Below are 19,615 nucleotides of genomic sequence, written 5' to 3' on the forward strand. Positions count from 1 at the left end.
AGGTAGGAACGATGATGGGGTTTGGGACCAAGGCAATAATGTCCTTTGAAAGCAAGGAGCTTGGCCAGTGGGTGAAACCGAATAGAAAAAGGTAATATAGCAAACTCGATAGGCCACCGATAAATATGAACAACCCTACCCTATCCAGCATGTCTTTGCCAAGCAAATAGACAAACGCAACCAGAAGGGCGACCGTCGCCACTTGCCGGATCTCCTCAGCGACCAGCAGGCTCGAATCGACGAGTATCTTCAGCGTCACGGCGTTATTCAGGACCGTCACATCGCCAACGTTGAAAATAACGTCTCGTCTTGAGACGCCGGTGGGGGGCAGAAGGGTTTTTGCGTTATACACCTGGCGCAGGTAAAAAGCTGCCACAGTGTTTAAGAAGCCCATGGCAATGGAGATGGTAACCAGCGAAGCGATCTTTGCCTTGGTCTTTCTGCTTTTTTTCTTTTTGACTTTCTTGGTGAGGTTGCCCATAGTTACACCGGTTATTGCTGCTTATCAGGTACAATAGTAATGTCGATTTGCTGCGATTAAGCTTTCCCCCTGCTAATGAAAATACCTGAGATGCCGACTAAAAACAAGCCTATGCCAAGCAGTAATACCGATAGGTAAGTAGATTGGACGCTCCCAATAAATGGCAAGAGCGTCTGTTGCACCAGGCCCGAGCCAAGCCCATCGGCTCGAATCATACCCTCAAGGCTCGAACGAATAAACGCAAAAAGTAATCCCGGCGCCCCTGCGACAATAAGACTCACGCCGAACCCTGTTAGCTTCTTAAAGCCAACACTGAAGATGAAAAATGGGAGAGCAAGAAGAGCCACGAGCGCGCTCGAAATATAGAACACAAGAAGCATCCGCTGGTTAAAATCCTTGTTTACGAACGAATCGGCCAGACCGGTTAAATTATTCATACCATCCTGATCGTTTCCGCTAAGGGTCGCCGGCTTATATACGCTGGAAAACCCCTCGTAATAGATGCGCTTGATAATCGCACGCGAGATGACCTCACCAATCCGGTCATCGGGAATATTTTTGATATCCCGCGCTTTTATGCCAAGGTTCACATCTAATCCCGGCAGAATCAAATCGGCATCGGGGTTCTTTTCGGCCTGCTTTATCAGATCAGGATAGTAAATTTGGGAGAGGGACTGTACGTCCACCATCTCCCTGGATGTGGCCATCCCCACTTTCTCGATCATGTCGTATGACGTTAAAAGATATACGTGATACGAGAACAGCGCGACGATAAGAAACACGGTAAATAAAAAACCGGAGACTAATCGCAAGCCTCGGTTATTGTTTACCCCTCGCATAGTAGCTGCCATATCAACCGGTCCCTTGGTATATTAGCTAGTCTATATCTAGCCTATCAATAACCTCTGTATTATACAGCCTCCCGCGCTTCTGAAGCACTTTTACCCTTCTCGTCGGGTAAAGCCGGCGGAAGCGTAAAGAAGAATGAACTGCCGGCACCGAGTTCACTCCGCGCCCAGACCCGACCACCATGCGCTTCAACCAGGTGTTTAACTATTGCTAGCCCAATTCCCGATCCGCCGCTAACACGAGCGCGCGATTCATCGACCCTGTAGAAGTGATCGAACACGTAGGGCAGGTCTTCCTCGGAAATTCCCGCACCGGTATCCTCAACCGATACCAAAACAACCGGATTATCCGCCCCACCTGCAATCGACCTATCGAGATGCGTGCCGATCTTTACGGTGTCGCCTTCTTGAGTGTATTGAAGAGCATTTCCGATCAGATTATAGAGCACCTGGCTGATACGATCTCGATCGACCGATACCGGCGGCAGATCCTCAGAAAGCTCAAACTCGAGGTGCTTGGACTCTTCTTTAACACGCGGCTTGAACATCTCAACGACCTGACGGATTATGTGGCCGACGTTTTCCTGCTGCGTCTGAAGTTTCAGCTGCTTCTCCTCCGCAAGCGACAGGTCTCGCAAGTCATCGAGCAACCTTGATAGGAGCAGCGTTTCCGTATGAATAGCCGCCAATTTCTTCGGGGTCGGCTCGATTACGCCATCAAGCATGGCCTCGATATTTCCCCTCACAACCGTAAGCGGTGTCTTTATCTCATGAACGATATCGCCCAGCAACCGCCGTCTCAGCTGATTGTTTTTATCGATGCTCTTAGCCATGGAATTGAACGATTTTGCAAGCTCACCAATCTCATCCTCCGAGCTTACCTCTACCCTATGCGCCAAATCACCGTGCGATATCTTCTTTGCGGCCGTGGCCAACTCGTTCAACGGAGCAGTTATTCTCTTCGCGAAAAGTAGTCCCATTAAACCGGCAACTAAAGCGCTTATCACACCTGCGACCCAAATCCACTTGTTGACGGATTGGAGGTAGCCTTGTTCAACGGGCCCGATCATATGCATTATTCTTTGGTGCATCATAGGATTCTGCGGCACTGTATTAGCAAACGGGCCGTGCTCTAGGTAATAGTTGAACTGCCTACCGATCGCCCAGTTAATAATAAGCGATACCACCGTTATTGAAATCAGCGCGATGACTGTGAAGGTCAATGTCAGTCGAGCCGCTATGCTACGCATTGTTCCTTTCCTCCATCCTGTATCCCACCCCAAAGACCGTCGCGATATACGTCGGGTTTTTCGGATTGTCTTCTATTTTCTGCCTCAGGTTCTTTATATGAGCATCGACCGTACGCTCATATCCCTCAAACGAATATCCCTGGACGTAATCGATCAGCTGAAGCCTCGTGAAGACCCTACCGGGGCTCTTAGCCATGGCCTCCAGTATCTTAAACTCGGTGGGTGTCAGTTGAATCGCCAAGCCCGCTTTAGTGACCTCATGCTTCGCCAGGTCGATCTCGAGTATGCCGGTCTTTATATGCTCTTGCTCCTGGTTCTGCGCCTCACTCGTCGAGCGTCTCAGAACCGCCCGTACCCTCGCTAAAACCTCTCGCGGGCTGAACGGTTTAGTTATATAATCATCCGCCCCAACCTCAAGGCATAAAATCTTATCGGTTTCATCGTCGCGGGCCGTGAGCATAATAATCGGTATCGATGAGGTATTTCGGATTAACCTGCATACCTCAAACCCGTTAAGCTCGGGAAGCATTAGATCCAGCAGAATTAAATCAGGGCTCTCACTAAGGGCGGTATCAAGAGCAGTACGCCCATCGAATGCCGTTATCACACGGTATCCCTCTTTTTCAAGGTACGCGGATAACACCTCGACTATTTGCTTCTCATCGTCCACGACCAGTATGGTCTTCTTGCTTATGCTACTCATTTTATCGTCCATCCTATTGTACGTCTCGCCACACATTGTCTCTAGTACGCCTCATGCCAAGCCGACCGTTACGGCATAGCTCAGACACATATAGTATAGAGTGTGTCGACCCCTCTCAGTATATTCTTGATGGTTTCCGTTGACCATAATAACCAATAGATATACTGTCGGAACCAACCTCAGCAAAAGACTGTAGCGCTACTCGTAGTGCAGCGCTACAGTCTTGCTTCAGTTATGGTCATTCTATAGAATTCTGGAATCTTCCAAGAATCTATATGTTGTTAACGGGTGCATTGACCGCAGACGAGGGTGCGTTTCTATAACCACTATTTACGCCCAAGCCAGCTCCCCCACGAGCACCGGGGCCGCCACAACAACCACCTGGGCCACCCATACCGCCTCCGGCACCGGGGCCTACAGCCGGGTCTGTGACGCGCTCGTTAAGCCTGGATTCCATCCTATCGAGCATGAGTTTCTCCTGCTCTTTCGTGATTTGACCTGCCTTAACGCGGTCGTCCAGGAACTTCTTCCTGTCCTTCATTATCGTCGATACCACTTTGTCCTGAGATACTCCCTGACCTTTAGCAATATCAGCGAGGCTTTCCCCGGAATTGCGCTTCTCGATAATTTGATCCGGATTCAAGTTTAGAAGCTTGGCCAGACTATCGACAGCATCTCCAAAAAAGCCGCGGCAACCATTTACAAAACCGGCTGTCGCAGTACCCGTATCGCTCTTGCTAGCAGCAAAAGAAATACTGCCGACGGCACCCACAGCGAGCACCACTAAAAGCACGCCGACCAAAAGTTTCTTTCCGATAGACATCTTCACACCTCCCTTCAATCAATCAACGTCTGATAACCCTAAATTTACCGCTCAGATGTGAAGAAACTATGAAGAAGAAATGGAGATGTTGCGAATTCTTGACTACCATACGCAAGAAATCATGTAAACCCCAAAATACATTTGCCGATACAAAGCTATGTGGGTTTTACGTGCTAGATTACAATAATCTAAGGAATACTGGATGTCAGTACGAAAACGAATCTTAATAACCGGTCTCATCCTCTCTGCCCTTATAGCAATCATGGGCGTCATCGGCGTTCTCAGCCTTAATAAATACGAGCGAAAAACAGAACGACTGACCAGCTCTATTGCGTTAATAAACGCTGTTCAAAATGAGCGCGCCGAATTCCAGGCGCTCAATGGCACGTTAAATCGCTACTTTCTAACTAATGACTCCTCCTATATCGAAGAATTCCTGGCACGGCTTCCCGCTCTCAACGATGATGCGAAGCGATTAGCAAGAAGAACCGACTGCACCGCATGCCTAAAGGGCTTCAAGGCTACAAGTAACGACCTGGAAAAGCTAAAAATGCTCGCTCAAGACCTTAAGACAAATGCTGCAAAGTATAATAAACAGGTCGTTCATATAAAGCGGAGCACAATTAAATCCCTTATACACACAATCTCAAATCGGCTGGCTGATTCCGCCAAGATGACTGAGGAAGAAACGGCAGAAATTTACAAAGACAGCCATGCAGCTTACGCTTTTTATAAGCTCTTCATGATGCTAGCGTGTATTATAACCATTATCCTCGGTATAGGCATAAGCCATCTGCTGGCAAGAGACATAGCGCATCCAATCAAAGAACTAAGCAGAGCCACTCGCGAATTTGCTAACGGCAACCGCAGCAAACGAATCGAGACAGGATTGCCGAGCGACTTCTCATCGCTTGCCGATTCGTTTAATCAGATGGCAGCTACCATACAGTCCTCCGAGCGACAAATGAAAAAGCTGAATGCATTGCTCGCACAGGAAGTAGGCGAGCAAAGAGGCATGCTTGAGATTGCCAATAAAGAAACAAAACAAAGGATGCAGGAGATAAAAGCTTATCTCGAAATCGCCGAGGCGCTCAACTCGACGCTGAGCTTGGATGATACACTTGAGCATACGGCAGTCACCTTATCATCCGTGTTTGGTGCCGATTATACAGCCATCACGCTGATCGACGAAGATAGCCTCTCTCATTGCTGGGAAGTTGAGGGGTGCAACAAAACAGAATGTCCTGCATATAAATCCACGAATTTAGAGTGTTGGACGTTAAACCGTACCCACTGCGAGAATCTATCGCAAGTAACATTTTCGGACAAAATAACGGGCTGTGTACACTGCAGAGTTTTCCATAATTTAAAGATGAAGGTTAAAGCTACCGCCGGCTTAGACAAGGAAATCGTTGCAAGTAAAGAGTTTTCAACACATGACTCAACATGTGGACAAGCATTACTGACGCTCAGGCCTGCCGCCAGGCCGGATTTAACAATAGATCCGCATATTATTAGCTTCCGAAACGTAGTCCCTGATTGCACCTCACAAATCAGTTTCCCGCTAATAACGAAAAACAGGGTGCTAGGAACGATCGTTTTTGGCTATAAAGCCAAGCAGGTCTTTAATAAAAAAGAGATTGAACTGATCGGAAGCCTCTGCAACCAGATTGCTATCGGTATAGAGAATGCCACGCTATTTAAGCAGATAAAGCGGTCGGCTACAGAGTTCAGTACGCTCTACCAGGCAGGCAAAACCCTGAGTTCACTAACAAAACTAGAAGATATCTCAAAACACGCACTTAAATACTCCATGGAGATATCACACGCAGAGGCGGGAATAGCGCTGTTATTCAATAGAAAGACAGAGAAACTAAGAATTACTGCAGCCAAGAATGTCGATAGACGGACCAAGGCGATTATAGGCAAAAGTATTGGAGAAGGCCCGGCCGGATGGGTTGCAAAAACAAGGGAGCCGCTTCTCATAGATGAGCGCTACGCAAAACATGATTTCAAATTAGACAAGGTGCGTTCCGCAGTATTCACACCGTTCCAATACAACGGGCAGCTCTACGGGGTTATTGGTTTACTCTCGTTCTCAAGTAAACCATTCACCTATAACGATATGCAGCTGCTTTCAACTATAGCCAGCCAGGCAGCCACCGAGATGCATAACACAGATCTCTTCAACCAGCTTGAGGACATCTATATCGATACGGTCAAAGCTTTCGTTCAGGCTATCGAAGCGAAGGACAGCTATACAAAAGGCCACTCTGAGAACGTTGCAGATTATGCCGTGGCGATCGCCCAAGAGATGGGTATGGAGAAAGAACAGCTCAAAACCTTAAAAACGGCATCCCTTCTACATGATATTGGCAAGATAGGCATAAAAGAAGAGATATTAAACAAACCCGCGCGGTTAAACAACGAAGAATACGAGCACATAAAGCAGCATCCCCATATCGCATTCCAGATTTTAGAACATGTTCCAACGCTAAAAGAAATAGCGGATATTATCCTTTACCACCACGAAAAATACGATGGGACCGGATACTTAATGGGCCTGCAGGGAGAAGATATTCCGCTAGAAGCCCGAATCCTTGCAGTTGTCGATACATTTGATGCCATGACATCGAGCAGACCTTACCGAGAAGCCGCATCGATAGAGACCGCGCGCACCGAGCTTCTCAAGAATGCTGGAACACAGTTTGACCCAAAAATAGTCGAGGTTTTCGTAGATCTCTTAGATAAAGGAGAACTAGGCGGTCTCGTCTCGAAGCAAGAAGCAAAACCTCCTGTAGACGTCGATGAAGAGGCAGACGAGATACCGGCTTAGGATAACACGTAAAAAGAGGTAAAGAAGAGTTGCTTAAAGTAATCGTCATTATCAGTATAATAATAATGATATACGCATCCCTAAGGTGCAGGAAATGTATTGCCCTGATTCCGGAAACTTACTATAGTAATTACTGGAAGGGTCTTACATCGCTTATCCTGTTCTTTATCGCCGGCTATATCTTTTATGGGTATTCCCTCTTTGCCAACATAAATATATCGAACGAACGCCTCGTTGTCAGCCTTGTCCTGTTCTTTGGGTCGATCTTCGTTCTGCTAGTCACAGTACTCAGCTATAATGCATTCTCTGAGATAATAAACTTACAGAAAGAGACGCAAAGTTATGCGGAATGTCTTGAGCAAGAAGTTAAGAAGCGCACCAAAAGGCTTGAGGAACTCTCTATAACAGATAGTCTAACCGGCCTTTATAACCAGGGGTTCTTCTTTAGAAAACTTGACGAAGAGATAACAAGGGCAATCAGACAGAACGGTTCACTCTTCTTGCTTCTATTCGATATCGATAAGTTCAAAAATTATAACGACATCAAAGGTCATCTCGAAGGCGATAGGGTCCTTCACATGACGGGTAGCATCGTACGTGACAGCATTAGAAATAAAGTCGATTCCGGATTCAGGTACGGTGGCGACGAGTTCACCGTTATTCTACCTAATACAGAAAAAGACGAGGCCGTCATGGTCGCGAAACGCATTATGGCGGCGCTCAACAAGAAGGAGATTTCGATAAGCGTCGGCCTTGTCCCGTGCGGCTGCGAACAACTCGATGCCAAAACCCTCTTGAAAATCGCTGATAAGGCCATGTACGAGGCCAAAACAGAGGGCGGAAATAGAATCAAGCTCTTTCGCCCCGAGCCTTCAGGCGAATCAGGCGTCCGTCAGCTGGGATAGACACCCCCCTCACCTCTCCACTTTTCTGCTATCACCAATTGTACCTGCTAAAAAGCTATGCGATACTTAGAACAGCGTAATAGGTTAGGGCATCTACATGTCCGGTTCGTCCATAGAAACAGAGTTCGGTTTGAAAGAACCCGGTTGCAAGGAGAACGTGTGGCTGGAAAATCCATAAAAAACGCGGTGATAGCGGTATCGCTCCTCATAATACTAACTTTAAGCGTGACATCGTGCGGTAAGAACACTACTGCTGCGACCGATAGCAATCTATCACAATCATTCAACCAGCTTCAATCAAGCCAGTTCATTGGAAGTAATGTCTGTATGACATGTCACTCAGAGCTTCATCGCCAATGGAGCGGTTCCATGCATAATAACTCCTTTAAGGACCCTCTCTTTCAGAAAGTGTACGAGCAAGCGGTTAAAGACACTAGGGGCGACAGCGCTATTGAGGCATTCTGCGTCGCCTGCCATAACCCGATAGGTTTTACGTCGGGCGAGATACCGCCCTCAGACGGCTCTAAGCTTAGCGAGATCGCTAAAAACGGGGTACAGTGTGACTTCTGCCATACAATCACACGTTCAAAAGGGATAGGCGATTTTGCCATGATAAACGATCCCGGTGAAGTAAAACGGGGGCCCTTCAAGGATTCAGACTTCCACGAAACGGGATACTCTAAGCTGCACACTAAGGGCGAGTTTTGCGGCATGTGCCATAGCGTAAACCATCCGAACAATAACCTGGTCATTGAAAACACGTATGAGGAGTGGAAGAAAAGTCCTTACAGGGCCCTGGGCGTCCAGTGTCAGGATTGCCATATGACACCGGGACCCGGCGTTACCAAGCTAAATCCAGGGAAAGCCTCGATGATGGGGCCCGACAGGCCCCACATATACACCCATAGCATTACCGGAGGCAATGTCGCTATTACATCTGCCCTCGGGGCGAGCGAGCATGCCCAGCTCGCCGAAGAAAGGCTCAAGGCCGCCGCTAAGATCAAGGTCTTTGCTCCTAGGTCGATACACCCCGGATCGCGCAGCTCTTTAAAGGTCAAGGTCACAAATATAGGTGCGGGTCATTTTCTGCCGACGGGCTTGACGCAGACCAGACAAATGTGGCTCTTCATAACCGTTAAAGATTCGCAGGACATTGTAGTTTTCTCATCTGGCGACCTGGATACAAATGGTTCGATTATGAAGGGAGCGGTTATCTTTAATACCGTTCTTGCCGATGCAAGCGGCGGGGCAACCGATAAGCTATGGGCCGCCGAAGAAATCCTCTACGATCATCGGATACCTCCTAAAAAATCCACCATTGAGAATTACAGCTTCAAGGTGCCCGCAGATGCGCTCGGGCCGTTTGAAATCAAAGCCGTTCTGAAATACAGATCGGCACCCCAAGCATTAGTTAACGAGCTATTAGGCGAAGATAACCTGGATTTGCCTATAATTGACATGACCGGCGAATCGGTTACAGTTAAGTAGAATTAGGTCCGCTACAAGGATAGGTCTATGAATAATGATATTTCAAACATAGCATTGGTTCATTATATGTACCTGCCTACCGAGGACCATTCGGTTGTAAAATCCCTATGGGATGGCCTGGTCCGAAGATATGGTTTGAGCGAATTAGAAACCGGCGATATCATCATCGGTGAACGAGCACTCGCGCACAGCTTCCCTTTCGTTGTAAAAAATGAACGGGTTGCTATCGGGCTTTTGATTAGCAGAAACATAACGGCCATACAACTCATGTACCTTTCCACTACAAAACCGCATACCGAGCTGCTTGACGAACTTGAAACAGTTCGGCTGGATTTACGGGATCAGATCGATGCCCTCATAGGAGAGACCACAGCCGCGGTGATTACCGGGGATATTCAGAATACCGAACGCTCGTCGTTAGGCGCACCTTTTTCAAAACCTATTATGTATGAAGGTGCTGTTAAAGGTGCCACTATCTCGGTTATTCGCTCAAACGACAAATTTCATCACTTTTACATGGTACACGAGGAAGACGAGCACAAAACGTTCGATTTGCTGACCTCGAGAATTCCTATGATAGAAGCCTTGATCTTCAAGCTTGCAAGACAATCGGGATACTTTAAAGACCAGCGCCACTTCTTGAAAAGTAAGAAAAGCGATTCCGACCAAAGGCTAAGCGATATCCTCAGCCAATGGACAGCGGCAAAATCCTCGTCAGAAGGCAACATCGACCTCTTGGAAAAAGACGTCGAGAGGCTCTCTGTAATATATGGCGAGCTTGTGGGAAGCCTTAAGATCATCAAGAACGCCCACGATACGATCGCCAGAGATTTAAGCACCCTGGAATCGCTCCTTAAGGAACGCATTATTCAAGCTGCCGACCTGGAGCATTTTAAAAATACGTTTACCAGTGAGCACTCAAGCCTCTTAAAAGACCTGGAGTTCGATGATGATCTGCTTCACCGCGCACTCGACGACACCCGGGCAACAATTGAGGTCGTCAGAACTCGAATAGATCTCGAAAGAAGCCGAGAGAGCTTCCTTCTGCAACAGGAAGGCGTTTCAGTACAAGCGGCAGCAGGACTTATCGAGTTATTTATAGTGTGGTTTTATACGCTTGAGGCGTGGGAGCTTTTGGCATCCAAAGAGGTGTTCGAGCATATTCCGATGCTGCTTCGTTTAGGGATCGATGTCGTATTCGCGGTTTCGGTAGTTGCCCTCACACATTTCGCCGCAAAACTGCTTCAAAAGAAAAAGCCAAACCCCGGGCTTTTCATTGCAGGGTTTGGCGTTATCGTCTCGTTGGTGCTCATGATACTTTTTACCAACATCTCTATCAGGGGCTAGCTGCCCTGAATCAGTTTTATGGCTAAAAGACGGTCTTTAAGCCGCTTTTCATGTGACATCTCTTCCCTAACAAGCTGCTCAAAGAATGCTCTCGTCTCAGGATCTGAAGCTTCATCTGCAGCCCTTTGATAGTTCGTTTGGGCTTCCTTTTCCTCCCGTATCGCATCCTCAATAAGCTTTTTGATATCTAGGGCCATGATCTTCCCCTCGCAGTCTTTTACACTAGAGAACTCTTTAAAAGTATATGACTAGATAATAGGGTTTTGCATGCCCGAGAACGTTTCCAGATACTTGTTGTTAAGTTCTATGTGGGTCTCTTCTATCTCAACGAGCGCCGTAAAAACCTCTTTTACCCTCGGTTCGGTCGCAACCTCCGCCGCCCTCGAGTAAAAATCTATCGCCCGTTTTTCTCTATCATGCGCTTCCTTTATGTTGCCCTGATCAAGAGCCTGGCAACGCCCCCTGTTATCTTCCTCTTCGATCGGCTTCGGCAAGCCCAGCAGTTTCCTGATTATAGAGGCATGCTCCGCTTCGACCTTTGCGAGGGCCTTAAACATGGCGCTTAGCTCGACATTCATGCTGACCTCATAGGCGCATGTGTAAAAAAGCGCGTTGTTGTTCTCTAGCATCAGTGCGTGGTCAAGGTCGGCTTTCGAGACCTCGGTCAGGTCGAATGCCGCCGGCTCCTGCCAATCACGCGCAAGAATTATATGTTTACTCGGGGCTCCGCAGAACGGGCAGTGGCTTGGCTTAGAACCGCCAACATACGGATCACCGCAGATACGACACTTGAATATCTCCATAGCAGTCTCCTTTTTTCATCTAGTCATGTATTTATCAATCACGCGGTTACTCCATATATTAACCTCACTCTCGCCACCCATGCAAGCAAGTGTAGATAACACTTACCTGTTTTTCTTAACAATACATCGCATAGATGCTATCATGTAGCTGTATGTTGTTGTTATATTTTTCCACATTGCCCTGCAAACACTTGTTTTTGCAGCATAAGAGAGGGAAAATGTTGACTAGTAAGCACTTAACAAATAAACTTTAACAAATTAAAGTTATCGAGAGGAGTAATAAAGTGGAAAGAGAGCCAAGAACCAGAAAACGCTCGAAGAAGCTCGGCATCAACGGGCTCAGCACACTCGAAGCCGATATCATGAACATCGTTTGGCAGTATAAAAAAATTACAGTGCGCGAGGTTCATGAGACCATGCTTGAGGAAGGGTATATCCCCTACACAACTGTAATGGCGGCTATGAACAACATGGCCCAAAAAGGCCTGCTAAAGCAAAACAAAAACGGTAAGGCATACGTCTATTCAGCAGCCGTGAGCAGAGACACAATGGCCAAGCTGATTGTCGATACCGTCGTCAACAGAATACTCGGTGGCATAGCGACACCCCTCATCTCACATCTTCTAAAGCTGAAGAAAGAAGAGGACGTTGACAAACTGCTTGAGCTGAAAAAAGAACTAAATAGCAAATAACATGCGAAGGGGTATGCTGTGCTCCTGTGGGAATCACTGCTGCTAAATCATATCATTCCATCGATCTTTGATGCCGCGGCATCACTCCTTCTCGTGCTCTTGATTTTCAAGGTGTTCAAGGTTAAGAACCCTGCAACACGGTTTATGTTCCTCTTTCTACCACTGCTCAAAGCTTTTATCGTATTTATTGATAGCAGTTCGACAAAAATTCATGCCCAAGCGACTCAGCCGGTCTGGATTTCGATACGAATGCCCGACCCATTCGATATTATTAAGACATCGATCGATTCGTTTGGCACAGCGACTTACGATCACTCTATCTTCGTTTTAACAACCGCATTGGCTATTTGTGTAATCTTACTGCTGCTAGTATTGAGATGGCTTCAGCTGTTTTTATTCTTCAACAAATTCAAGAAGGCCGAGCAAGTTAGCGAGATAGAGTATCCGCAGCTATACACCATGCTTACCAACCTTTCCAAGAGCTTTGATATCAAATCACCTGACCTGGTATTTTCCAATAATTACCAGTTTGTTCCCTTTAGCATAGGTTACAAAAGGCCGATAATAGTATTATCGAGAGACTTAGTTCATTCCTTCCCTAACGAGCAACTTGAAATAATGCTAGCCCACGAGCTGGCGCACATAAAGAGAAGAGACAATCTTACCGGCTGGATTGCACTCATACTGAGGGATCTCATGTTTTATAATCCGTTGATTCGCCTTAGTCATCGCACGCTTGAAGAGGAAAAGGAAAAAACTTGCGATAGAATAGCCCTCGAAAGCACTAATGCAACGCCTAAAATAATCGCAAATACGCTGTTGGACATTGCGATTTTTCATAAGAAGTCAGGACTGCAAAAGCGACGACTTCATCCAGCTACGACGGAAAGCTTTTTATACAAGGAATCTGCCCTTGAGAGAAGGGTAAAATTTATCACTGAACCTATCGGAAAGAATAAACCCTCTAAGGTAAGAACCTCGTTAAAAGTCCTCTTGTTTCTATTGCTTCTTTATATCCAGCCTGGTCTCACGATCGTCTATCACGGACACACGCTTTTCCTCCGATAACCTAATATTATCTCGCTCTTATAAGCTACGCTTAAGAGGAGGTGAGCTGCATGAAATCCCTTAACCAAGATGACATGCTTTGGGCTGCAATGAACGTAACAGAGGAATCCGACAGCAATAGTTGCTGCTGTTGGTATCTAAGCTGCTGGTGGCCGTAGAAGAGAGGCTAGAAAATGGAAGTTAGTAAGCGGATACTGTTTTACAAAATCTCAGATGACTTGATCCTGATGATTAACACGTTAACAGGAGCGATCGATATCGTAAATCCACAGGTTTACGATGCCCTGGTAAAGTATGCGTCATCGGGAGACCTTCACATCGACGAGCTAACATTAAAGAGGTTGCAGCAGCGGGGTTATCTTGCAGACAAAAGTTCCGAAGAAAGGTCGCTAAAGCTAATCGGCGATATGCTCGCTAAGGCACCAAAGCGCCTCAGTTTTGTGGTGTGCCCGACCTATAGCTGCAATTTGCGATGCACTTACTGCTTTGAGGGTGATTTAACACACCAGAATAATGCTAACCTGGAGGAGAAAGACGTAGAGCACGTGTTTGCCGCAATCGATCAATTGAGGCAGACTTACAGCGGCAGAAAAGCCTCCGTGGATTTATTCGGCGGAGAGCCGCTTCTGCCAAGAGCAAAAGGATTTGTTGGCAAGGTTTTAAAAGAGGCCAGCCGCAGATCGCTCCCGGTTAGCATCACTACAAACGGCATTCATTTGGACCAGTTCATCGAAGAACTGGACTCGAATAAGGATGCCATACGAGCGGTTCAAATCACCCTAGATGGTCCGGCGAACATACATAACCAACGGCGGAAGTTTGCTGATAACCGCGGCACGTTCGATAAAGTCTGCTCTTCGATAGACACCTTACTTACCTTACAAATCATGGTTACAGTAAGGGTGAACACCGATCTTCAGAACATCGATTCGTTGCCGGAGTTACTCGAGTTCATGGCTAAACGTGGCTGGGTAGACAACCCATATTTCACATGCAATCTCTCACCCGTACAGGATCATGCGCTTACCGGCCGCTATGAGTACTTGTTAACCGAGGACAAGCTGATAGCAAAAATACTCGGAATGCTTAAAGATACACGGGGTTCCGAGAACGTAGTGAGGCTTAACATGTTCCGAACACTAGGGCACATTATGTCTGTGCTAAAGCGAAATACTTCAATGCAACCGATGCTTTACTACTGTGAAGCTAATAACTTGGAAAACCTGGTCTTTGGCTCAGATGGCTATATTTATGCATGCACCGAGTGTATGGGTTCTAAAGAGCTTGCTATCGGTGAGTTCAAGCCGGCCCTTAAGCTGTATGACGAAGCCATCAAGATGTGGAACGGTCGAAACGTCCTCACCTTAGACGAGTGCAGGGAATGCGACATCGCCCTGCTATGCGGCGGTGGGTGTGCGTACTCAGCCCTCGTCGTAAATGGTGATATCAACAAACCGGTGTGTAACCGGGCTCGTGAGACGATACTCGCTTACCTTGATTATGTAAAAGATGAGCTAGCTGATTTAGCAAGCGCATAACTAAAGCTTTTGACAAAGAAAAAACGGGGGCCACAAAAGCCCCCGTTTTTTTATAGCGCTAATTTACCTAGTGCTTGCGAGGTGGTATAATGTTGTGGCCAATGCTCGCCGGTAATATTAAGCTTTTAGTGGCTCATTGATGTAGCTAAAAGCTTGCTTCTGTTTACCTAATATAGCTTGATTGAACCAGGGCCGCATTTGCCGGTTCCAACATCATCAGCGATGGGAGTTTTTAAGTTGAAGAAAAGTGGGAAGAAAAGCAGGACAAGTGTTAACGGCTTAAGCCCGATCGAAGTAGAAATCATGCAAGTTATTTGGAGAGACAAAAAAGTAACCGTAAGAGACGTCCATGAGGAGCTTCTAAGGAATGGCTATGTTCCTTATACGACCATTATGGCAGCGATGAACAATCTCTCCCAAAAAGGGATTTTAAAGCAAAACAAGGAAAGTAAGGCGTACGTCTACTCCGCCGCTATAAGCAATACCGAGGTAGCCAACCAGATCATAGACGGTGTGGTCGATAGAATCCTGGGGGGATCCAAGGCTCCTATCTTGCGACACCTACTAAAGATTAAGGACGAGGCTGAGTTGGAAGAACTCCTTAAGCTTAAAGATAACCTGTAGCCTGAATTCATTTTTGCATTCGATTGGTCGTTCCTTGAGCGTTCCTAATTATGGTTTAAGGCCCTTTACGGTGTCCGTGTCGAGCTTTTTAACAATTTCAAATAGTAAGTTTACGGCGTTTTCGAAATCGTTGTGATCCATGACCGATATGTGGCTGTGTATATAACGGGTTGGGACGCCAATAACGAGACTCGGTACGCCTATGCCGTGAAGATGTATCCTCCCTGCATCCGTACCTCCTCTAACTCCCGCCTGGAATTGGTGCGGGATATTGTTTTCTTCTGCGGTTGCTACAGCAAGATCACGTAATTTGGTGTTTGGGATCAAGGTGCCATCAAGAACTACAATAGAAGGTCCCTTCCCTAGTTTAGCCTGGGCTTCGTTCTCACCTACCCCTGGGGTATCGCCTGCAATTGATACCTCGGCTGCAATCGCGACATCGGGGTTTATCAGGGCAGCGCTGCTTTTAGCGCCGCGTAATCCCACTTCCTCCTGGACAGTGCCGACGCCAAAGACGCTATTGGGGTGATCGATATCCTTTAGCCTCTTGATGACTTCTATAAAAACGGCGCAACCGACGCGATCATCCAGGGCTTTTCCCATAAGCATGTTGTCTTTCTTCATGCGGGTGAACGGGCTTTCGGGGATGATGGGGTCGCCGGGCTTGATACCCATGTCTTTTACATCCGCATCGCTTGAGGCGCCGATATCGATGAACATGTCCTTCATCTCGACGACCCTTTTTCGTTCTTCGAGGGAGAGAACATGGGGCGGCTTTGAGCCGATTATACCTGGGATATCCCCTTTTGTCCCTTTTACGATAACCCGATGGGCGAGCATGACCTGATCCCACCAGCCGCCAAGGGGTTGGAACTTTATAAATCCGTCTTTGGTGATAAGCGAGACCATGAGGCCTACTTCATCCATATGGCCGGCGATCATTATTCGCGGCTGATCGCTTGTGCCTTTCTTCTGGGCGATGATACTTCCAAGGTTATCGACTTCGATTTCGGTGATCGATTCAAGGTTATGCCGTATCAATTGCCTTACATCGCCTTCAAATCCGGAAACCCCTGATGCGTTTACCAGTTCTTCTAAAAGTTGGATTGAATCGGACATTATTTTTCCTCCTGGCGGTTTATTTACTGGGTTGCTACCCGGTGATTACTATTCTTAATATTCTTAGAATAGTTTAAAGCGTAACGCTTGTATAGGGAGGGCAACTGCCCCCTTCCTAGACGCCTCACTCTGGACATCTGAGTTCGAAGAGCTGGAGAAGCGAGAGGATATCTTCCTGGCCGGGGAGATCTTTCTCGTTCTCGACAATCCATTCCTCCTCGAGCGAACCGAATTTATCGGCTATGAAGATCGATGGGAGCGGCTGGTTTTTGTCTGGGTCGGTAAAGGTGTATTTGTTTGTCACCTCCCCGGTCGGGTCTGCGAGGAGTGGGAATGGTAGTTGCAGCTCAGTCGATAAACCGGTTAAACGATCTAAGTTGTCGGTGGCTATTGCGAGCACTTCTGCGGTAAGGCGCCGGTATTCGTAATAGTTGTTAGCAAATGCTTGCAGGGTTGGCCTGCACTCAGTGCAGTCAGCGCCCGTGAAAAAGTAGATGACCAGGTGTTTGCGTTGTTTGTAATCCCAGGTTTTTATGTTTTTACCTTGTGTTGAGGGAAGGTTGAAGAACGGAATGATGGTTTCGATGGGCAATTTTTCTCTGATTTGCGCCACCCTTTTACCTCCTTTAGATCGATGGTCTCGTTATGCGGCGGATGATTGTTCGCTTAAAACCTGCACCATAAGCTCAAAGGCTGTTTCGCTCTGTTCGATGTCGTTTTCTTTTGTGTCGAACGCAACGTGTGGTGTGAACCAGAACTTCGTCATGGGCAGGGATATCAATTTACCGGCGGCCTCGCGTGAAAAATCTGCGCCTTCGACGTAATAGCCATCGAACACCGCTTTGGCTATGGTTCCGTTAGTAAGTGCTTCGTAAAGGGCATCGGGGTCGATGAGCAGGGGTCTGGCGGTGTTTACCAGGACAGCGTTCGGCTTCATCATCGCGAGCTGGTCTTTACCTATCATCCCTTTGGTTTGCGGAAGTAGGGGTGAATGCAGGCTTACAACGTCGCTTTGCGATAAAAGTGCAGGAAGGTCGACAAATCGTATGCCCAATTCTTGTTCGGCCTTCTCGTTTCGGCGGATGTCATAGTAGAGCACTTCCTGTAGCTCGAAACCCGAGAGGCGTTTCGCAACGGTTTGCCCGATTCTTCCCATACCGACGATTCCCAATGTTTTTCCCTTGATCTCGGTCCCCTTTCGCTGCTCCCAGACGCCGGAATATACCTTCTCGACTAGGTACGGGATATCCCGCAACGCGGACCCAAGCAGGAAGACGGTCATCTCGGCAACTGCGTTAACGGATGAGCCGGTGGTCTCGAGGGTGATACGGCGCGCTTTGATTTTGCTCATTGCCTCCTCGGTAAAGAAGGTGTCGGGCTGCGTTCCCCAGAATATTATCGCTTTTAGCTTCTTTGCCGCATCGATTACAGAACCGGTTACTTTCTCGCTACCGCCGAGGATATAACCATTCACGTCTTTTATTGCCTCTATAAGGTCTTTTTCATTTAAATCGGCAGGTTTTCTGATGACGGCTATGTTGTGGTCTTCAAACTCGTGTACCGTTTTTGGGACGAGCACATCCCCGGTTACTAAAATCCGCATTAACTCCAACCCCCAAGAATCGTAAACCGGCTTCGTATGCTTATATGTTGCCGAGAACCGAAATCGGGAAACCTTGTGTGGATGGATTTATGTTTTAGGTAGAGTACGGGCAACCGTTACGGGTATAATGGGGGCATGACATTGGAAGAATATCGGAAGAAAAGAGAGTTTAGCGAGACGCCGGAGCCTACCGGGCAACCGGGCGCGACCTCACACCATCGCTTTGTGGTGCAGGAGCATTATGCCAGCCACCACCACTTTGACTTGCGCCTCGAACTGCCCGCCGACTTCTTTGCATCCGGCGAACCGTCTGGGCCTGTCGTACTTAAAAGCTGGGCAATACCTAAAGGGATTTCGGATGAAAAAGGGGTAAAACGGCTGGCGGTGCAAGTAGAGGATCATCCCGTGAGCTATATTGACTTCGAGGGCACGATTCCCAAGGGGCAATACGGGGCCGGGACGGTTTCGATTTGGGATTCGGGCACGTTTGAGATCGTCGAAAAGAAGCCGAAAAGCCTTAAACTCACCCTCCACGGGAAACAGCTTTCGGGAGAGTTTCACCTGGTACATACTACGTTTGGCAAAGGAAACGTCTGGCTTATTTTTAAATAACTTCGCTTATTTCCCCGCTTGCCGGGCTGGCGCTCGGATACTAAAAACAATCGTAAGCATCTATGGACTGTTAGCGATTAGTTTTTAATATACTGCCTGGTCAGGGAATATGGTAATTAATACCATGTGCCTAGTCGGTTGACTTATCTAGCCCCTAATGGTTAAATCTTGAAACTGCATGGTAACTTTTAATAGACGTTATTGTACAACAGTTTTAATAGTAGCCGTACTAGTGCTCTCTCTTCTAGCTTCAACGGCGCTCGCATCCCAGTTGGGTGACAAACGCGCAGAGCTTAGAAAAGTTAAGGCCAAGATCGAGGCGAACAAGAAGCTTCAGCATGCTGCTGTAAAAAAACAGGCTGATGTCAAACAGGAGATTGCCCTTAACTTAAAAAAAGTCGGTAAGTTGCAGCTAGAGATTGCGGATATGCAAGCGGATATCAGACGGAGTACCTCCAAGAGAAAGTTCGCCGAAGCGCGACTCTTTGCGGCGCAGAAGCAACTTAAGGCGACCCAATCCGCTCTTTCGGTGGCCGAGATGAAGCTTGCCTACAAACGCGAAACGTATGATATGCGCTTAAGCAGCATTTACAAAAACGGCCCGGTGACTATCCTTCAGGCACTGCTAAACTCTCGCGACCTGGGAGATTTGCTGATGCGTACTTCACTGCTTACTACTATTGCCGAGCACGACGGTAAAATGGTCAGCGATATGAAGCGCGCGAGAAAAGATATCGTGCGTCAACTCGATGAGGTCACGGCTCAGAAAAAGGTAATCGGCAGACAGCGTCTGCAGCTCGTCGATGAAGAGAATCACTTGAAGGTGGTCAAGCGCAGGTTAGTCGCAAAGCAGGGTCTCTTTAAGAACGAGGTTA

The 19,615-nt window shown here is 47.4% G+C and carries 19 protein-coding genes and 1 pseudogene; 10 read left to right on the forward strand and 10 right to left on the reverse strand.

Features of this window, described 5'->3' with window-relative positions:
* From ACYC56_RS04510 to ACYC56_RS04530, 5 genes and pseudogenes are all read right to left on the reverse strand, one after another.
* Positions 1-481: pseudogene (locus ACYC56_RS04510) on the reverse strand (hypothetical protein); the annotation flags it as partial.
* Positions 482-537: 56 nt separating this feature from the next.
* Entirely contained in the window at positions 538-1,332 is a 795-nt protein-coding gene (locus tag ACYC56_RS04515) for a hypothetical protein (protein WP_461372991.1), read from the reverse strand.
* 59 nt (positions 1,333-1,391) lie between these two features.
* Positions 1,392-2,579 (reverse strand): sensor histidine kinase, encoded by a 1,188-nt coding sequence (locus ACYC56_RS04520; protein WP_461372992.1) that lies wholly within the window; start codon positions 2,577-2,579, stop codon positions 1,392-1,394.
* On the reverse strand, positions 2,572-3,282 hold the full coding sequence (locus tag ACYC56_RS04525; protein ID WP_461372993.1) for a response regulator: 711 nt from the start codon (positions 3,280-3,282) through the stop codon (positions 2,572-2,574). The genes ACYC56_RS04520 and ACYC56_RS04525 overlap by 8 nt, the downstream gene beginning before the upstream one ends.
* Positions 3,283-3,553: 271 nt before the next feature.
* Positions 3,554-4,105 (reverse strand): DUF2680 domain-containing protein, encoded by a 552-nt coding sequence (locus ACYC56_RS04530; protein ID WP_461372994.1) that lies wholly within the window; start codon positions 4,103-4,105, stop codon positions 3,554-3,556.
* Between the two features lie 202 nt (positions 4,106-4,307).
* Between ACYC56_RS04530 and ACYC56_RS04535 the strand changes: the two genes are divergently transcribed.
* From ACYC56_RS04535 to ACYC56_RS04550, 4 genes are all read left to right on the forward strand, one after another.
* Positions 4,308-6,941, forward strand: a complete 2,634-nt coding sequence (locus tag ACYC56_RS04535) for an HD domain-containing phosphohydrolase (RefSeq protein WP_461372995.1) — start codon at positions 4,308-4,310, stop codon at positions 6,939-6,941.
* Between the two features lie 29 nt (positions 6,942-6,970).
* Entirely contained in the window at positions 6,971-7,846 is an 876-nt protein-coding gene (locus ACYC56_RS04540; RefSeq protein ID WP_461372996.1) for a GGDEF domain-containing protein, read from the forward strand.
* 159 nt (positions 7,847-8,005) lie between these two features.
* Entirely contained in the window at positions 8,006-9,334 is a 1,329-nt protein-coding gene (locus ACYC56_RS04545) for a multiheme c-type cytochrome (protein ID WP_461372997.1), read from the forward strand.
* Positions 9,335-9,361: 27 nt separating this feature from the next.
* A complete protein-coding gene (locus tag ACYC56_RS04550) occupies positions 9,362-10,681 on the forward strand; it encodes a hypothetical protein (protein ID WP_461372998.1) in 1,320 nt (439 codons plus the stop codon).
* Here the strand turns inward: ACYC56_RS04550 and ACYC56_RS04555 are convergent.
* A complete protein-coding gene (locus ACYC56_RS04555; protein WP_461372999.1) occupies positions 10,678-10,878 on the reverse strand; it encodes a ferritin family protein in 201 nt (66 codons plus the stop codon). The genes ACYC56_RS04550 and ACYC56_RS04555 overlap by 4 nt on opposite strands.
* Positions 10,879-10,929: 51 nt before the next feature.
* The gene (locus ACYC56_RS04560) at positions 10,930-11,484 is read right to left on the reverse strand and encodes a ferritin family protein (protein ID WP_461373000.1); all 555 of its coding nucleotides are present in this window, start codon (positions 11,482-11,484) and stop codon (positions 10,930-10,932) included.
* 284 nt (positions 11,485-11,768) lie between these two features.
* On the opposite strand from ACYC56_RS04560, the gene ACYC56_RS04565 reads away from it, so the two are divergent.
* The 4 genes from ACYC56_RS04565 (at position 11,769) to ACYC56_RS04580 (ending at position 15,406) form a co-directional block, all read left to right on the forward strand.
* Positions 11,769-12,176, forward strand: coding sequence for a BlaI/MecI/CopY family transcriptional regulator (locus tag ACYC56_RS04565; protein ID WP_461373001.1), 408 nt, complete (start codon positions 11,769-11,771; stop codon positions 12,174-12,176).
* 18 nt (positions 12,177-12,194) lie between these two features.
* A complete protein-coding gene (locus ACYC56_RS04570; protein ID WP_461373002.1) occupies positions 12,195-13,244 on the forward strand; it encodes a M56 family metallopeptidase in 1,050 nt (349 codons plus the stop codon).
* Positions 13,245-13,417: 173 nt separating this feature from the next.
* Entirely contained in the window at positions 13,418-14,782 is a 1,365-nt protein-coding gene (locus tag ACYC56_RS04575; protein ID WP_461373003.1) for a radical SAM protein, read from the forward strand.
* 237 nt (positions 14,783-15,019) lie between these two features.
* Positions 15,020-15,406: a BlaI/MecI/CopY family transcriptional regulator gene (locus ACYC56_RS04580; RefSeq protein WP_461373004.1), complete on the forward strand. Its 387-nt coding sequence runs from the start codon at positions 15,020-15,022 to the stop codon at positions 15,404-15,406.
* A gap of 48 nt (positions 15,407-15,454) precedes the next feature.
* On the opposite strand, the gene ACYC56_RS04585 is transcribed toward ACYC56_RS04580, so the two are convergent.
* The 3 genes from ACYC56_RS04585 to ACYC56_RS04595 all read right to left on the reverse strand — a co-directional run bounded on the left by ACYC56_RS04585 (position 15,455) and on the right by ACYC56_RS04595 (position 18,128).
* Positions 15,455-16,525, reverse strand: coding sequence for a M42 family metallopeptidase (locus ACYC56_RS04585; protein ID WP_461373005.1), 1,071 nt, complete (start codon positions 16,523-16,525; stop codon positions 15,455-15,457).
* A 124-nt stretch (positions 16,526-16,649) separates the two neighbouring features.
* On the reverse strand, positions 16,650-17,138 hold the full coding sequence (locus tag ACYC56_RS04590; RefSeq protein WP_461373006.1) for a peroxiredoxin family protein: 489 nt from the start codon (positions 17,136-17,138) through the stop codon (positions 16,650-16,652).
* A gap of 30 nt (positions 17,139-17,168) precedes the next feature.
* On the reverse strand, positions 17,169-18,128 hold the full coding sequence (locus ACYC56_RS04595) for an NAD(P)-dependent oxidoreductase (protein WP_461373007.1): 960 nt from the start codon (positions 18,126-18,128) through the stop codon (positions 17,169-17,171).
* 135 nt (positions 18,129-18,263) lie between these two features.
* Here ACYC56_RS04595 and ACYC56_RS04600 point away from each other — a divergent pair, with 135 nt between their 5' ends.
* Together ACYC56_RS04600 and ACYC56_RS04605 are read left to right on the forward strand one after the other, a co-directional pair.
* The gene (locus ACYC56_RS04600; protein WP_461373008.1) at positions 18,264-18,740 is read left to right on the forward strand and encodes a DNA polymerase ligase N-terminal domain-containing protein; all 477 of its coding nucleotides are present in this window, start codon (positions 18,264-18,266) and stop codon (positions 18,738-18,740) included.
* Between the two features lie 232 nt (positions 18,741-18,972).
* Positions 18,973-19,615, forward strand: a 643-nt coding sequence (locus ACYC56_RS04605; RefSeq protein ID WP_461373009.1) for a coiled-coil domain-containing protein, incomplete at its 3' end; no start/stop codon positions are given.

The sequence above is a fragment of the Candidatus Aquicultor sp. genome (assembly GCF_054640775.1).

Bases quoted from the DNA above. Each gene is read 5' to 3' on its own strand.
- ACYC56_RS04550 (WP_461372998.1), top strand. From the start codon at position 9,362: ATGAATAATGATATTTCAAACATAGCATTGGTTCATTATATGTACCTG.
- ACYC56_RS04520 (WP_461372992.1), bottom strand. From the start codon at position 2,579: ATGCGTAGCATAGCGGCTCGACTGACATTGACCTTCACAGTCATCGCG.
- ACYC56_RS04595 (WP_461373007.1), bottom strand. From the start codon at position 18,128: ATGCGGATTTTAGTAACCGGGGATGTGCTCGTCCCAAAAACGGTACAC.
- ACYC56_RS04535 (WP_461372995.1), top strand. From the start codon at position 4,308: ATGTCAGTACGAAAACGAATCTTAATAACCGGTCTCATCCTCTCTGCC.
- ACYC56_RS04600 (WP_461373008.1), top strand. From the start codon at position 18,264: ATGACATTGGAAGAATATCGGAAGAAAAGAGAGTTTAGCGAGACGCCG.
- ACYC56_RS04525 (WP_461372993.1), bottom strand. From the start codon at position 3,282: ATGAGTAGCATAAGCAAGAAGACCATACTGGTCGTGGACGATGAGAAG.
- ACYC56_RS04515 (WP_461372991.1), bottom strand. From the start codon at position 1,332: ATGGCAGCTACTATGCGAGGGGTAAACAATAACCGAGGCTTGCGATTA.
- ACYC56_RS04560 (WP_461373000.1), bottom strand. From the start codon at position 11,484: ATGGAGATATTCAAGTGTCGTATCTGCGGTGATCCGTATGTTGGCGGT.
- ACYC56_RS04530 (WP_461372994.1), bottom strand. From the start codon at position 4,105: ATGTCTATCGGAAAGAAACTTTTGGTCGGCGTGCTTTTAGTGGTGCTC.
- ACYC56_RS04575 (WP_461373003.1), top strand. From the start codon at position 13,418: ATGGAAGTTAGTAAGCGGATACTGTTTTACAAAATCTCAGATGACTTG.
- ACYC56_RS04585 (WP_461373005.1), bottom strand. From the start codon at position 16,525: ATGTCCGATTCAATCCAACTTTTAGAAGAACTGGTAAACGCATCAGGG.
- ACYC56_RS04555 (WP_461372999.1), bottom strand. From the start codon at position 10,878: ATGGCCCTAGATATCAAAAAGCTTATTGAGGATGCGATACGGGAGGAA.